General features: G+C 63.1%; 16 protein-coding genes. 7 read left to right on the forward strand and 9 right to left on the reverse strand.

All coding sequences use genetic code 11. From position 1 onward, the window contains the following. Window positions 1–26 precede the first annotated feature (26 nt). The 5 genes from IM738_RS07095 to IM738_RS07115 form a co-directional block, all read right to left on the reverse strand. Complete coding sequence (locus IM738_RS07095; RefSeq protein WP_171984676.1) at window positions 27–431, reverse strand: bactofilin family protein; 405 nt, start codon at window positions 429–431, stop codon at window positions 27–29. Window positions 432–935: 504 nt separating this feature from the next. Then, window positions 936–1,460 (reverse strand): bactofilin family protein, encoded by a 525-nt coding sequence (locus IM738_RS07100; protein WP_236965174.1) that lies wholly within the window; start codon window positions 1,458–1,460, stop codon window positions 936–938. A gap of 59 nt (window positions 1,461–1,519) precedes the next feature. Further along, window positions 1,520–1,984, reverse strand: a complete 465-nt coding sequence (locus IM738_RS07105; RefSeq protein ID WP_236965175.1) for a bactofilin family protein — start codon at window positions 1,982–1,984, stop codon at window positions 1,520–1,522. Further along, window positions 1,975–2,292: a hypothetical protein gene (locus IM738_RS07110; RefSeq protein WP_236965176.1), complete on the reverse strand. Its 318-nt coding sequence runs from the start codon at window positions 2,290–2,292 to the stop codon at window positions 1,975–1,977. Before IM738_RS07110 ends, IM738_RS07105 begins: the two co-directional genes overlap by 10 nt. Window positions 2,293–2,373: 81 nt before the next feature. Beyond that, window positions 2,374–3,594, reverse strand: coding sequence for a GNAT family N-acetyltransferase (locus tag IM738_RS07115; RefSeq protein WP_236965177.1), 1,221 nt, complete (start codon window positions 3,592–3,594; stop codon window positions 2,374–2,376). Between the two features lie 45 nt (window positions 3,595–3,639). Between IM738_RS07115 and IM738_RS07120 the strand changes: the two genes are divergently transcribed. Continuing rightward, window positions 3,640–5,331 carry an NAD+ synthase gene (locus IM738_RS07120; RefSeq protein ID WP_236965178.1) on the forward strand — a complete coding sequence of 564 codons (1,692 nt, stop codon included), beginning with the start codon at window positions 3,640–3,642 and terminating at the stop codon, window positions 5,329–5,331. A 100-nt stretch (window positions 5,332–5,431) separates the two neighbouring features. On the opposite strand, the gene IM738_RS07125 is transcribed toward IM738_RS07120, so the two are convergent. After that, window positions 5,432–6,460, reverse strand: coding sequence for an asparaginase (locus tag IM738_RS07125; RefSeq protein WP_236965179.1), 1,029 nt, complete (start codon window positions 6,458–6,460; stop codon window positions 5,432–5,434). A 96-nt stretch (window positions 6,461–6,556) separates the two neighbouring features. On the opposite strand from IM738_RS07125, the gene IM738_RS07130 reads away from it, so the two are divergent. Then, on the forward strand, window positions 6,557–6,895 hold the full coding sequence (locus IM738_RS07130; protein WP_236965180.1) for a P-II family nitrogen regulator: 339 nt from the start codon (window positions 6,557–6,559) through the stop codon (window positions 6,893–6,895). A gap of 6 nt (window positions 6,896–6,901) precedes the next feature. Here IM738_RS07130 and IM738_RS07135 read toward each other — a convergent pair whose 3' ends face one another. The 3 genes from IM738_RS07135 to IM738_RS07145 are packed head-to-tail and all read right to left on the reverse strand — an operon-like array spanning window position 6,902 to window position 8,466. After that, on the reverse strand, window positions 6,902–7,489 hold the full coding sequence (locus IM738_RS07135; protein WP_236965181.1) for a TIGR00730 family Rossman fold protein: 588 nt from the start codon (window positions 7,487–7,489) through the stop codon (window positions 6,902–6,904). Between the two features lie 22 nt (window positions 7,490–7,511). Then, window positions 7,512–7,910: a diacylglycerol kinase gene (locus IM738_RS07140; protein ID WP_236965182.1), complete on the reverse strand. Its 399-nt coding sequence runs from the start codon at window positions 7,908–7,910 to the stop codon at window positions 7,512–7,514. Between the two features lie 10 nt (window positions 7,911–7,920). After that, the gene (locus IM738_RS07145; protein ID WP_236965183.1) at window positions 7,921–8,466 is read right to left on the reverse strand and encodes an RDD family protein; all 546 of its coding nucleotides are present in this window, start codon (window positions 8,464–8,466) and stop codon (window positions 7,921–7,923) included. 269 nt (window positions 8,467–8,735) lie between these two features. Between IM738_RS07145 and IM738_RS07150 the strand changes: the two genes are divergently transcribed. From IM738_RS07150 to IM738_RS07170, 5 genes are all read left to right on the forward strand, one after another. Continuing rightward, window positions 8,736–10,511, forward strand: coding sequence for an acetolactate synthase 3 catalytic subunit (locus tag IM738_RS07150; protein ID WP_236965184.1), 1,776 nt, complete (start codon window positions 8,736–8,738; stop codon window positions 10,509–10,511). Window positions 10,512–10,620: 109 nt separating this feature from the next. Then, window positions 10,621–11,112, forward strand: coding sequence for an acetolactate synthase small subunit (gene ilvN, locus IM738_RS07155; RefSeq protein WP_068168656.1), 492 nt, complete (start codon window positions 10,621–10,623; stop codon window positions 11,110–11,112). Window positions 11,113–11,247: 135 nt separating this feature from the next. Continuing rightward, complete coding sequence (gene ilvC, locus IM738_RS07160; protein WP_236965185.1) at window positions 11,248–12,264, forward strand: ketol-acid reductoisomerase; 1,017 nt, start codon at window positions 11,248–11,250, stop codon at window positions 12,262–12,264. 121 nt (window positions 12,265–12,385) lie between these two features. Continuing rightward, window positions 12,386–13,195, forward strand: coding sequence for a CDP-diacylglycerol--serine O-phosphatidyltransferase (gene pssA, locus IM738_RS07165; protein WP_236965186.1), 810 nt, complete (start codon window positions 12,386–12,388; stop codon window positions 13,193–13,195). A gap of 234 nt (window positions 13,196–13,429) precedes the next feature. After that, the gene (locus IM738_RS07170) at window positions 13,430–14,971 is read left to right on the forward strand and encodes a 2-isopropylmalate synthase (RefSeq protein WP_236965187.1); all 1,542 of its coding nucleotides are present in this window, start codon (window positions 13,430–13,432) and stop codon (window positions 14,969–14,971) included. Window positions 14,972–15,082: the final 111 nt, after the last annotated feature.

Here is a 15,082-nt window from a genome sequence, read left to right on the forward strand (position 1 = left end):
CTTTTTCTCTGGTTCGGTGCAGAAGATCAGTTCTGCACCGCGTCGATGTCGCCGCGGTACTCGATCTTGCCGCGCACGCGAGCACGGGGGTGCATGTCGATCAGCTCGTCGTAGCTGGCGTCGCCGATCAACGTGGCCGAGCCGGTGATCTCCAGCGCTTTGCGAGCGATCACGGTGCCGATGACCTTGCCTTCGATGAACACGTAGTCCGCTTCCAGGCGGGTGTTCTCGATCACGCCGGTGGCGCCCACGTGGAGCGTGCCCCCGGTTTCAAACGTGATGTTGCCCTTGAGCTGGCCGTCGACCTTGATGCCCTGGTCGCGTGTGGTGTGAAAGTTGCCGTCGAAGACGGCGCCTTCGGCGATCAGGCTGGTGATGGCCGAGAGGCGCTCGGCGGGGACGAGGCGGGTGGACGCGGGGTTGTGGCTCATGGGGTCAAGGCTCCTTGCTGTGCAACCAGGTTTCGGGTTTGAGTGGAAGTGTATCGGTCTGCCTGCTCGGGGCGGGTGCCGCGCCGGGTGTCCGGGCAACCATCTGGCGGGTGGCATGCAAGGCCACCGGTTCGCCAACCTGGTCGGTGGCGTCCGTGGGGAGCGGCCGTTCTGGCGGGGGCGCGGAGGCTTCGGCCGGCTCGGCCGCTGGCATCTTGGCGGGCACAGCGATAGGCGCTCCTGCGGAGTGTGGCCAGACCAGCCAGCGGTCCGAGAAATGCAGGCCCGCAAAAACCAGCGCCAAGATCACGAGCACTGGAACGGAAAAACGCCGCAGGTACCAGAGCGTCCAGCGCCAGAACAACCTGCGCCGCGCCACCCGTTTGTCCCGACGCCAGCTGGCTTCGAGCGCAGACCGTCTCACGGCTTCCGCGCTCGGGACCTGCGGCGCAGACGTGACGGACGGTCGCGGGCTGGTGCTGCTCGGCCACAGCATGAAAGCCGTCAGATCGCTTTCCGGGCTGGAGCCACACGCTCCAGGGTGGCATTGAGATCGGCTCCGTTGACCTGGATGCGGCCGTAGCGCACCAGACCGTGCACGCTGGCGGAGTCGTGCAGCGACACCTCGCCTTGGCCCGAATCCAGCAAACCGTCGGTGTGACCCATCACGGAAATCTTGTGAGCGGTGATGTCACCCTTGACCCGCCCGGTTTCGGTCACCACCACCGAAACCTGGATGCCTTCGGCCTGGGCCAGATTGCCATCCACCTGACCGGCCACGCTGAAGGGGCCCCGGAGCACGGCGTTGCCCACGAAATGGATGCCCTCGGCCAGCATGCTGCGCGCGTTGGTCGCTTCGGTGGCGTCGATGGGTGTGCCTTGCATGGTGTCGGGCTGCAACATGGGGATGGGCTGCGCCATCGTCGGTGGCATGGCCCTGCCCACATCGACCTCCAGGGTCTGGGGCATGTCCTGCTGGTAATCCTGGGTGGGTTCCTGCTCGGGTGAATGGTCGTTGTGGTCGTTCATGGGTGAAGTTCCTGCGTCCTGTTCTGGGGGGCGGTCGGGGCGAAAGTGGCGGCGTGCTTTCATGATCGGCTTCCTGATGTTTTCAGGGGCTGCGAGGGTTGCACATCATGCAACACGGGCAGGGCGCCCGACAACTTCAGCGTCCTGAAAGGACCCCGCAGGTCCGCGCCTTCGTACAGCTGCAAGCGCTTCGCCATCAGGGTGCCGGTGGAGACACCGGTCTGGGCCACGTAGGCCATCCCGATGCACTCCAGCTGGGTGTCTTCCGGTGAGGCCTCCTGTGCGCCCAATTGACCGAAAAGGTAGAAATCACCTTGCACACGGATGGAGCCGCGCACCACGCCGCCTTTCCAGACGATCAGGCGGCCATTGACCTTGATCTGGCCTGAGACCTCGCCCTGCACGATCAGGCCACCCTCGAACTGGAGGTCGCCGCTGAGACGACAACCCGCCGCCACCCGGTTGACCACGTTCATGGCGATCGGGTCGATCGTCAAGGTGTCCTGGGGCGTTTTCAGTTCCACAGCATCGCTCCCCACAGCACCAGACTGACCAGGAACGAGCCGATGCCCAGCACCGCCAGCCACAGGGCGTGTCGCTCCAGCACACGCCGTGCGCGGCCTGGCCGCCGCCGGGTGTGTCCGACCGGATCACAGGCATGGCTCAGCACCACCCAGTCCTGCCACAGGCTGGTCAGGACACGTTCTCCTGTCCGCAGACCGATGGCAATGCCTTCGGCGCCAGGCGTTCCAGGCAAGCGTCGGCGACCCATCATGACCGTGAAGGGCGCCCCCACAACGGTTTGGGTGAAAAAGGCGTCGGTCTCATCCATGGGGGCAGTGTAATAAAGATGTAACTAATTAGGACCACCGGCCATGCTTGAACGGTCCGCTGTCCGTGGCACATGCCTGGGTCACACCTGATCCCTGGGGAGTGGGGTCTGCTCATTGTCGATGATGACGGCCGCTGGTTCGACCTTGGTCGATGTCGCGCGGAGCGGGCTGCGTTGAGTGAGGTGTTCGAGGTAGTGCTCGATGCCTTCGCCCTCGCGCTCCAGAAAGCGCTGCACCGCGTCCGCGAACGCGGGATGGGCCAGCCAATGCGCGCTCGTCGTCTGGACGGGCAGCAGCGCGCGCGCCATCTTGTGCTCGCCTTGCGCACCCCCCTCGAAACGGTGGATGCCGTGACGGATGCACCATTCGATGGGCTGGTAGTAACAGGCCTCGAAGTGGAGGCAGTCCACCCGTTCGATCGCACCCCAGTAGCGGCCATAGGCCACGCCGTGGTCGGGGTCGAGCGCGATCAGGCTGCAGGCCATGTCCCGGCCCTCGCGCTGGGCCACGAACAGCAGCCAGTGCTCAGGCATGTCGGTGGCCATGCGCTGGAAAAAGTCGCGGTTCAGGTAGGGCGGGTTGCCGTGCTCGCGGTAGGTGCGCTCGTAGCAACGGTAGAAAAAATCCCAATCGTTCCTGCTGATGGCTCGGCCCTGGGCCTGTCGAAAGTGCACGCCCGCCTCGACCACCTTGCGACGCTCCTGCCGGATCTTCTTGCGCTTCTCCTGTTGGAGGCCGCTCAGAAAGTGATCGAAATCGCGATAGTTCGCGTTGTTCCAATGGAACTGCACGGTGTGCCGAAGCATCATGCCGGCCTGTTCGCAGGCGGCGACGTCCTGCGGTTGTGCGAACAGCAGGTGCAACGACGACAGTGATGCCTGTTTCGTGAACTGCAGCAGGGCCGCGACCAGCGCCGAGCGCGCTGAGCCATCCAGCGCGAGCAGCCTGGCGCCCGGCACGGGCGTGAACGGCACCGCCACCAATGCCTTGGGGTAGTACGCCAGTCCGTGCTGTTCGTGGGCATTGGCCCATGCCCAGTCAAACACGTATTCGCCGTAGGAATGCGACTTGAGATACAGCGGGCAGGCCGCGCAGAGTTGCGCGCCTTTCCAGAGTGTCACGAAGCGGGGCTGCCAGCCGGTGGGCGCCGTGGCGCCGCCGCTGTGGTGCAGCGCGCACAGGTAGGCGTGCCGCATGAAAGGGCTCGGATCGGCCTCCTGATCGAGCAACGCATCCCAGTCCTCCGCTGGTACCTCGGAGGGTGCGTTGAGGATGCGGGTGACATAATTGTTCAGCGCCATGCGACCGCCCGGCGTCCCGTGTTTTTCCTGAGGTTGACCCGTTTCATGACGCTCAAAATCTGTGTGGCCCAGCTCAATTTCGTGGTGGGTGACATGCCGGGCAATGCCCGAAAAATCATCGATGCGGCGCATGAAGCCCATGCGCGCGGAGCCCGGCTCTTGCTTACGCCCGAACTCGCGATTTGCGGCTATGCCGCCGAAGACCTGTTTCTCCGACCGGCCTTCATTGATGCCTGTGATGATGCACTGAAAACCGTGGCGAGCGAGACCGGCCATCTCAAAGGCCTGCACATCGTGGTGGGGCATCCGTGGCATGCGGCGAAGGCCGGCGAGCGACGCGAGCGCAGCGTCTCGGTGGCGCAGTTGTTCAACGCGGCGAGCGTGCTGGTCGAGGGCCAGGTGAAACACCGTTACGCCAAGCGCAGGTTGCCCAACTACCAGGTGTTTGACGAGCGCCGGTATTTTGTGCCGGGTCACGAAACCTGTGTGTGCGAAGTGCCCACCGCCGACGGTGGCGTGGTGCGCGTGGGCCTGCTGATCTGTGAGGACGCCTGGTTCGATGAGCCGGCGGCTGAGGCGGCGGCGGCCGGCGCCCAGGTCCTGGCGGTCATCAACGCCTCGCCGTTCCACACCGGCAAAGGTGGTGAACGCGAAGCAACGATGCGCGAGCGGGTGTTGTCCACGCGTTTGCCGTTGGTCTACGCGCACCTCGTGGGTGGGCAGGACGAAATCGTGTTTGAGGGGCGCAGCTTTGTGCTGGCTCCCGATGGGGCACTGGCGGGCCGGGCGATCAGCTTCGAGGAATCACTGTTTGATGTCGCCATGAGCCCCATGCCGGGCGGCTGGCAGATCGATGCGGCCATCGACCGCGCACACAGTCTGGAGGCCGACCTGTGGCACGCGCTGGTGCTGGGCGTTCGCGACTACATCGGCAAGAACGGTTTCCCGGCCGCGATCCTGGGGCTCTCGGGTGGCATCGACTCGGCGCTGGTGCTCGCCATCGCGGTCGATGCGCTGGGCAAGGACCGTGTGCGCGCGGTGATGATGCCGTCGCCGTACACGGCAGACATCTCCTGGATCGACGCACGCGAGATGGCGGCGCGCATGGGGGTGCGCTACGACGAGATCGCGATCGCGCCCCAGTTCGAGGCCTTCAAGGCCAGCCTGGCCCAGGAGTTTGCGGGGCGGGCCGAAGACACGACGGAAGAGAACCTGCAGGCCCGCATCCGCGGCACCCTGCTCATGGCACTGTCCAACAAGTTCGGCGGCATCGTGCTGACCACAGGCAACAAGAGCGAAATGGCCACCGGCTACTGCACGCTGTATGGCGACATGGCCGGCGGGTTTGCGGTCATCAAGGACGTGGCCAAGACCATGGTGTTTCGCCTTGCACGCTGGCGCAACGCGCACGACCCCTATGGCACGGGCGCCAATCCGATCCCCGAGCGCATCATCACCCGCCCGCCCAGTGCCGAGCTGCGTCCCGACCAGAAGGACCAGGACAGCCTGCCCGAATACGCCGTGCTCGACACCATCATCGAGCGCTACATGGAGAACGACCAGAGTCCGGACAGCATCGTGGCAGCGGGTTATGCGCGCGCCGACGTGGACAAGGTGGTGCGCTTGATCCGCATCAACGAATACAAGCGCCGCCAGGCACCGGTGGGGATCCGCGTGACCCACCGCAGTTTCGGCAAGGACTGGCGTTACCCGATCACGAGCAAATACCGGGCTTAATCCTTCTGTGCGACGCGCGGCCCCCCGGGGGGCTGTCTGCGGCCCGGTAAACCCGGGTTCGCGGCATCGCTGGGCTGGCACCGTTCAGGGTGACCAGACCTCAGAGCCGAAGCACCGCGCGCATCTCCCCGACCTCGATGCCCGCCGCGTTCCTGAGCGGTGGCGGGACCAGGCCGGCCAGCACGGCGCGGCTCTCGGCATCGAGCCAACCCAGTTGGTCCAGCGCCGACACCAGGGCCACCATCAACGGAACCAATTGCCCCTCGCTGCATTTGGCCGCGATGCCGATGCCACGGCTGAAGCTGGCGATGGCCTGCACGCCATCGGCGCCGACCTTGCTCACCCAATCCCCCCGGCCCGCGCGCATCAGCGTGAGATCGTTGCGACCCTGGCCGCTGACCAGCTCGGGGTGGCGGGACATGGCGTGCGCGACGCGCTGCGGAGCGAGCCCGTAGACGGGGTCTGGGTCGGTCGGCGTCAACCGGGCAAACGCATGGGCCAGTGAGCGTAGCGGCAAGGCGTAGTTGGGCGCGCTGCAGCCGTCGGTACCGCGCACCAGCTGCTCGACCGGCACACCCGAGAAGTGGCTCACACTCTGCGCGATCTGCCGTTGGACGGGGTGCTGCGTGTCCAGATAGCCGCTGAGCGGTTGTCCCAGCGCATGGGCCAGCAGCAGCATGCCGGTGTGTTTGCCCGAGCAGTTGTGGTGAAAGCGGTTGAAGATCGCACCCGGTTCGGGCTGGCGCCCGGTGGCACCGTAGAAGTAGGGCACGTGGCTCCCGCAGGCCAGTGTGGCTTCGTTCGCGCCCATGCGGGCCAGGAGGCTGGCCACGCGGTCCACGTGCATCGGCTCGCCGCTGTGGCTGGCACAGAGCAGGGCCACGTCGGCATCGTCCAGACCCAGCCGGTCGGCGGCGAGGGCGATCAACGGCATGGCTTGAAACGGTTTGAGCGATGAGCGGGTGAACAGCGGCGAGTCCACGTCACCGACGCTGGCCAGCAACTCGCCCTGGGCATTGACCACGGCCAGCGAGCCGTGGTGGATGTTCTCCGGATGACCGCCACGGTAGCTCACCGTGATGGATACGTGGCGGGGGAGGGCCGTCAAGGCTGGCGGGATTGTGGGCATGTGATGGCTCCGGTTTCGGCGGAGTGTATGACCGGGTTGGTGACCCTTGGGCATAATGATCTTTTCCCTTCTTGAACCGCCCCGGAGACACATCCCATGAAGCAAATCACCGCCGTCATCAAACCGTTCAAGCTCGAAGAAGTGCGCGAAGCGCTGGCCGAGCAGGGTGTGACGGGTCTGACGGTGACGGAGGTCAAGGGCTTCGGCCGGCAAAAGGGGCACACCGAGCTCTACCGTGGCGCCGAGTACGTGGTGGACTTTCTCCCCAAGGTCAAGCTGGAGGTGGTGGTCAAGTCGGCGGATGTCGAGCGTTGCGTGGATGCCATCGTTCGCGCCGCACGCACCGGCAAGATCGGTGATGGCAAGATTTTTGTGACCTCGGTCGAACGTGTGGTGCGCATCCGCACCGGTGAAGAGGACGAAACGGCGGTCTGACCGGGCTCAGATCGCGTCCACGCGCGCCGCTGGCGAGAAGCCGGCGGCTTGAACCAGGTCGGGAAGCAGCCGCGCAGCGTCTGCATCAACCCGAATCAGGTTCATCTGCCAGTCACCCATGAACTGCTGCTGCACGCCAGTGTGCAGGAACGCCAACAGGCTGTCGTAGTAACCGCCCAGGTTGAGCAGCCCGACCGGTTTGTCGTGGTAGCCCAGCTGGCGCCAAGTCCAGACCTCAAAAAATTCTTCCAGCGTGCCGATGCCCCCCGGCAATGCGAGGAAAGCGTCAGCGTGTTCGGCCATGAGGCGTTTGCGTTCGTGCATGGTGTCCACGACATGCAGCTCGCTGCAACCGTGGTGCGCCCACTCTTTTTCCACCAGTGCCCTGGGAATGATGCCGATCACCCGTCCGCCGGCGGCCATGGTGGCGTCGGCCACCAAGCCCATCAGACCATTGCGACCTCCGCCGTACACCAGTTGACCGCCATGGCGACCGATCCATTCGCCCACGGCACGGGCGGCGTCTGCGAACGTGGGGTCGGCACCCGGTCGGGAGCCGCAATAGACGCACAAGGAAAAGGTGGGGGTGCTCATGGGTCTGGAGAGAGGGAGGGGGTCAAAGCCAGCGAACCCAGATCGCTGCGCTCCAGGTGCCTGCGCACAGCAGCAGGCTCAGCAGCACGGCGGCGCTGCCCATGTCTTTGGCCCGCTTGGACAGGGTGTGCCATTCCGGCCCGATGCGATCCACGGCAGACTCCACGCCCGTGTTGAGCAGCTCAACGATCATCACGAACAGCACCACACCGGTCAGCAACACCACTTCGACCCAGGTCCGCCCCAGCCAGAAGGCCAAGGGCAGCATGACCAGTGCTGCCATGGCCTCCTGTCGGAACGCGGTTTCGCCCCATCCGGCACGCAGGCCTGCCAGGGAATAACCAAAGGCGTGCCATATGCGCGGCAGTCCGGTTCGAGCTTTTTGCGCGTCCGGGGCTTCTTGTGGCGTGGATGGGTTCATGAAGGGAGCGTCAGCGCTTGTCGCGCTTGGGTGTTTCGATGGGCTGGAAGTGCACCAGCCGGGTTCCGGCCAATGCGTCGTGAACGAACTGCCGCTGGACATGAAACCGCGACAGCAGCGCCCAGACCAGCACCCACCCGACCACGATCACCGCCAGTTCTCCACCGGGCAGTGAGAAGGCTGCACCACCGGCCAGCGGTGGCAGAAACCACAGCCAACTCAAGACGTAGCGCCACAGGGCCCGTGTCTGTGTCAGCGGCCGCCCTTGACTGTCCACCACGCGGATGTTCCAGGTTTTCATGGCCAGGGTCTGGCCCTTGGCCCAGAACCACGCGAAGTAGATCCCGAACACCACGAACAGGAAGGCCTGTTGCAGATGGCGGTTGTCCAACGCGTGCCGGGTTTGGGTGAGGGTGGAGAACAGGTAGCCGGCGATGAAGACCACACCAAACAAAAGCATGCCTTCATACAGCCAGCAGGCCATTCGTCGCCGCAGTGGCGGGGCCATCAGGTTGGCCGCCTTGGTCTGAAAAGGGGGAGAAGCGGGGTCGGTCATCGGGCGGTGGAGGGATTCAGGGGCGGATTGTCGCACTGCGCGCCCTGCCTTTTTTGACCCTCAAGCCTGTCTGATTCCACAAAGACGGATCGCAACCTCTGTTGCAGTGCGATAATGTCCGGCTGCAATTCAAAAAGGCAAACGGGTCAAGGTCCGGCGGGGTATGTGTCCGCTCATGTCCATTGGCCTCAAGTTCCGACGCCGCTTCACAAGAGTGGGCGAAGGAGCACCCAAGGTATTTCGTCAGAGAAATTCTCGAAAGGTTCATCATGGAAATCAACAAGGCCGAACTGGCCTCCGCTGCAGCCGCGTCCGGCGCAGCCCCCCAAGAACTCCGCGGCGCAGAAATCCTCGTCAAGGCCCTTCAGGCCGAAGGCGTGAAGTACATCTGGGGCTATCCCGGCGGTGCTGTGCTGCACATCTACGACGCGTTCTACAAGCAGGACACCATCCAGCACGTGCTGGTGCGCCATGAGCAGGCCGCTGTGCACGCTGCCGACGGCTATGCCCGCGCCACCGGCGACGTTGGGGTGTCCTTGGTGACCTCGGGTCCCGGGCTGACCAATGCCGTCACCGGCATCGCCACAGCCTACATGGACAGCATCCCGATGGTGATCATCGCTGGCCAGGTGCCCACCGCCGCGATCGGTCTGGACGCCTTCCAGGAGTGCGACACCGTCGGCATCACGCGTCCCATCGTCAAGCACAACTTCCTGGTGAAGGACGTGCGCGATCTGGCCTTGGTGATGAAGAAGGCCTTCCACATCGCGCGCACCGGCCGCCCGGGTCCTGTGGTGGTGGACATTCCGAAAGACGTGTCCTTCAACAAGACCGCTTTCGCAGGTTACCCCGAGTCGGTCGAGATGCGCTCGTACAACCCGGTGCGCAAGGGCCACGGCGGCCAGATCCGCAAGGCCCTGCAGCTGTTGCTGACAGCCAAGCGTCCCTACATCTACACCGGTGGCGGCGTGCTGCTGGGCAATGCGGTGCAGGAACTGCGCACGCTGGTGGACTTGCTGGGCTATCCGGTCACCAACACGCTGATGGGTCTGGGTGCCTATCCCGCCTCCGACCGCAAGTTCCTCGGCATGCTGGGCATGCACGGCACGGTGGAAGCCAACAACGCGATGCAGAACTGCGACGTGCTGCTGGCCGTGGGCGCGCGCTTTGATGACCGCGTGATCGGCAACCCCAAGCACTTCGCTCAGAACGAACGCAAGATCATCCACATCGACATCGACCCGTCGAGCATCTCCAAACGCGTCAAGGTGGACGTGCCCATCGTGGGCGACGTGAAGGATGTGCTGACCGAGCTGATCAACATGGTGCGCGAAACCAGCACCCGGACCGACGAAAAGGCGCTGGCGGGTTGGTGGGAAGCCATCGAAGGCTGGCGTTCGACGGACTGCCTGAAGTACGACCGCGGCAACAAGGACGTGATCAAGCCGCAGCACGTGGTGGAAACGCTCTGGAACATGACCAAGGACGCCGATGCCTACATCACGTCCGACGTGGGACAGCACCAGATGTGGGCCGCGCAGTACTACAAGTTCAACGAGCCGCGCCGCTGGATCAACTCCGGTGGCCTGGGCACCATGGGCGTGGGCATTCCCTACGCCATGGGCATCAAGTTGGCCAAGCCCGAAAGCGAAGTGTTCTGCGTGACCGGCGAAGGCTCGGTGCAGATGTGCATCCAAGAACTCTCCACCTGCCTGCAGTACAACACGCCGATCAAGATCGTGGCGCTCAACAACCGTTACCTCGGCATGGTGCGCCAGTGGCAGGAGCTCGACTATGAGGGCCGCTACAGCCACAGCTACATGGACGCACTGCCTAACTTTGTGAAGCTCGCCGAGGCCTACGGCCACGTCGGCATGCTGATCGAGCGCCCGCAGGACGTGGAAGGTGCCTTGCGCGAAGCGCGCAAGCTCAAGGACCGCACGGTCTTCATGGACTTCCGCACCGATCCGACGGAAAACGTCTTCCCCATGGTGCGTGCCGGCAAGGGCATCACAGAGATGACGCTGGGCGCCGAAGACCTCTGAGCCTTTCACTCTGCCACCCCGAGTGGCAGTCCCTTCGACGAATCTATTTGCAGCCAAGCCTGCGCATTACCGTGCGCAGGGGAGGGCTCAGAAAAGAGGAATCTCATTCATGAAACACATCATCGCTGTCCTGCTCGAAAACGAACCCGGTGCGCTCTCGCGCGTGGTGGGCCTGTTCTCCGCGCGGGGCTACAACATCGAATCTCTCACCGTGGCTCCCACGGAAGACCCCAGCCTCTCGCGCATGACGATCCAGACCACCGGTTCGGATGACGTGATCGAGCAGATCACCAAACACCTGAACCGGCTGATCGAAGTCGTCAAGGTGGTGGACCTGACTGAAGGCGCCTACACCGAACGCGAACTCATGCTGGTGAAGGTGCGCGCGGTGGGCAAGGAGCGTGAGGAAATGAAGCGCATGGCCGACATCTTCCGCGGCCGCGTCATCGACGTGACGGAGAAGAGCTACACCATCGAACTCACCGGCGACCAGGGCAAGAACGACGCTTTTCTGGAAGCCATTGATCGCGCTGCCATCCTGGAAACGGTTCGTACCGGTTCCTGCGGTATCGGTAGGGGTGAGAGAATCCTGCGCGTTTGACCTGTTTCAGGGCTCAGCCATTTGCCCGTTCGGGCTGAGCCTGTCGAAGCCCCTGTCCACTGGATGGGGGTCCCGAGAGCCCTTCGACAGGCTCGCGAAGAACGGCAACACACCTCAAATCCATTGGAGCAAAAGATGAAAGTTTTCTACGACAAAGACTGTGACCTGAGCCTGATCAAGGGCAAGACCGTGGCCATCGTTGGCTACGGCTCGCAAGGCCACGCCCACGCCCAGAACCTGAACGACAGCGGCGTGAAGGTCGTGGTCGGCTTGCGCAAGGGCGGTGCCTCATGGGACAAGGTTGGCAAGGCCGGCCTGACCGTGATGGAAGTCAACGACGCCGTCAAGGCCGCTGACGTGGTCATGATCCTGCTGCCCGACGAGCAGATCGCCGAGGTTTACACCAACAACGTGGCTCCCAACATCAAACAGGGTGCTTCGCTGGTGTTTGCCCACGGTTTCAACGTGCACTACAACCAGGTCGTGCCGCGCGCCGACCTGGACGTGTGGATGGTCGCGCCCAAGGCCCCCGGCCACACCGTGCGCAACACCTACACCCAGGGTGGCGGCGTGCCCCACCTGATCGCGATCCACCAGGACAAGAGCGGTAAGGCGCGTGACCTCGCGCTGAGCTACGCGATGGCCAACGGTGGTGGCAAGGCCGGCATCATCGAGACCAACTTCAAGGAAGAGACCGAGACCGATCTGTTCGGCGAACAGGCCGTGCTGTGCGGGGGCGCTGTCGAGCTGATCAAGATGGGTTATGAAACCCTGACAGAAGCCGGCTACGCCCCCGAGATGGCCTACTTCGAGTGCCTGCACGAATTGAAGCTGATCGTCGACCTGATCTACGAAGGCGGCATCGCCAACATGAACTATTCGATCTCCAACAACGCGGAGTTCGGCGAGTACGTGACCGGCCCCGAAGTGATCAACGAAGAGTCGCGCAAGGCCATGCGCAACGCTCTGAAGCGCATCCAGAACGGCGACTACGCCAAGATGTTCATCCAGGAAGGCCGTCTGAACTACCCGAGCATGACGGCCCGCCGCCGCAACACCGCCGATCACAGCATCGAAGTGGTGGGCGCCCAGCTGCGCGCCATGATGCCCTGGATCGCCAAGAACAAGCTGGTCGACCAGACCCGCAACTGATCTGGCTTCATGCCTGCTCAAAGGCCACCTCGGTGGCCTTTTTCTTTTTCTGCCATCTTTCCCCTGGCTTACACTGCCACCTTGCGCCCTGAGCGCGGCAAGCGGCCTGAGCCGAACCTCCATGCACGACGGAACCGACCCATTGAACGAACCCAGCGGCGAGAGTCGCAAGCGAAGCAAAGGCATCTACATGGTGCCGAACATGATCACGCTGGCCGCTTTGTTTGGCGGGTTTTACGCCATCGTCATGGCCATGAACGGACGCTTCGACCTGGCCACGGTGGGCATTTTTGCGGCCATGGTGCTGGACAGCCTGGACGGTCGCGTGGCCCGCATGACCAACACCCAGAGCGCCTTCGGTGAGCAGATGGACTCGCTGTCCGACATGGTGTCGTTTGGTGCTGCGCCCGGGTTGGTGGCGTATGTCTGGGTGCTCAAAGACATTGGCCGTTGGGGATGGATCGCCGCCTTCGTTTACTGCGCCTGCGCCGCGCTGCGCTTGGCGCGCTTCAACGTCAACACCGGGGTGGTGGACAAACGCTACTTTCAGGGCCTGCCGTCCCCTGCAGCGGCGGCACTCGTGGCGGGGTTCATCTGGCTGGCGACCGAGTTGGAGTTGGACCGAACCGTGCTGGTGTGGCCGATGTTCGCGTTGACGCTGTATTCAGGCCTGACCATGGTCACCAATGTGCCGTTCTACAGTTTCAAGGACCTGAGTCTCAAGAAGAGTGTGCCGTTCGCGGCCATTGTCCTGGTGGCGTTGGGTATCGCGGTCATCAACATCCATCCTCCAACTGTGTTGTTCGGTCTGTTTGTCATTTACGGGCTCTCGGGCTATGCGATGTACTTCTGGCGCAGGTCCAAAGGCAGACCGACGAGCGTCATCAGCACATCCACCGACGAACCCGATGAGCGTGGTCTGCACGAATAGAGTCCCGCTTGATGGTCATGGGTTTCCCCTGCTGGAGCGCGTGCCCTTTGTGATACATTGAATGGCATGAAACAAGTTTCGTTCTCGCTGCTACTGGGTGTCCGTCACGGGCAGGTCTGGTAACGCAAAAGCGATTTCCAACAACGGCCCGTTTGCACCCGCAGCGGGCCGTTTTTGTTTTGGACTGCGGGTTTTTTCAAGCGCTGCCCACGAGGCACCACACCGGAGAATCACATGACCGACAAGCTCATCATTTTTGACACCACCTTGCGCGACGGCGAGCAATCACCAGGTGCTTCGATGACCAAAGACGAAAAACTGCGCATTGCGCGCCAGTTGGAACGTCTCCGAGTGGACGTGATCGAAGCCGGTTTTGCGGCAAGTTCCAACGGTGACTTCGATTGTGTGCAGGCGATTGCCAACACCATCAAGGACTCCACGGTGTGTTCGCTGGCGCGGGCCAACGACAGGGACATCTCTCGTGCCGCCGAGGCGCTCAAGGGTGCACACCGGGCACGCATCCACACCTTCATCGCGACCAGTCCTCTGCACATGGAGAAGAAGTTGCGCATGACGCCGGACCAGGTGTTCGAGCAGGCCAAACAGTCGGTTCGTTTCGCGCGCAACTTGGTGGATGACATCGAGTTCAGTCCGGAAGACGGCTACCGCAGCGACATGGACTTCCTCTGCCGTGTTCTGGAGGCCGTGATCAAGGAAGGGGCGACCACGCTCAACATCCCGGACACTGTGGGCTATGCGATCCCCGAGCTGTACGGCGACTTCATCCGCACGTTGCGCGAGCGGGTGCCCAACTCCGACAAGGCCATCTGGTCGGTGCATTGCCACAACGATCTGGGTATGGCGGTGGCCAACTCGTTGGCGGGCGTGAAGATCGGTGGCGCACGCCAAGTCGAGTGCACCATCAACGGCCTGGGTGAGCGCGCTGGCAACTGCTCGCTGGAGGAAATCGTGATGGCGGTGCGTACGCGTCGCGATTATTTCAACCTCGACGTGGGCGTCGATGCGACACAGATCGTGCCGGCCAGCCGCATGGTCAGCCAGACCACTGGCTTTGTGGTGCAGCCCAACAAGGCCGTGGTGGGGGCGAACGCCTTTGCGCATGCCAGTGGTATTCACCAGGACGGCGTGCTCAAAGCGCGTGACACCTATGAAATCATGCGCGCTGAAGACGTGGGCTGGGCTGCCAACAAGATCGTGCTGGGCAAGCTCAGCGGACGCAATGCCTTCAAGCAGCGCTTGCAGGATCTGGGCATCGAGATGGAGTCGGAGAGCGAAATCAACACCGCCTTCGCCGCGTTCAAGGAACTCGCCGATCGCAAGAGCGAGATCTTCGACGAAGACATCCTGGCGCTGTGCAGCGATGAAAGTGTGACCACGGAAAAGGAGCGGTACGGCCTGGTGTCCTTGGCCCAGCACAGCGAGACCGGAGAACGCCCGCACGCTGAGGTGGTGTTCACGATTGCTGGCAAGGAGTTCCAAGGGGCGTCGGATGGCAACGGCCCTGTCGACGCTTCGCTGAAGGCGATTGAAAGCCATGTGAAAAGCGGGGCGGAGCTGGTGCTCTATTCGGTGAATGCCATCACGAGTGGTTCAACCGAAAGTCAGGGCGAAGTCACTGTGCGCTTGCAGCATGGCGGGCGTGTGGTGAACGGCGTGGGTGCCGATCCTGACATCGTCGTGGCGTCTGCCAAAGCGTATCTGAGTGCATTGAACAAGCTACAGAGTCAGGCTGATCGGGTCGCTGCTCAGGGTTAAGTCTTTGAAAATCAAGTACTTAAGATGTAATCCTGCAATGGTCGCTAGAAATGTCCTGCAAACGGAGGGCTGTTCTGGCGTTCACTGAGGAATATTTCACAAGCATTTGAT

Origin of the sequence: Hydrogenophaga sp. SL48 (assembly GCF_021729865.1) — a bacterium.
Lineage (GTDB): Bacteria > Pseudomonadota > Gammaproteobacteria > Burkholderiales > Burkholderiaceae_C > Hydrogenophaga.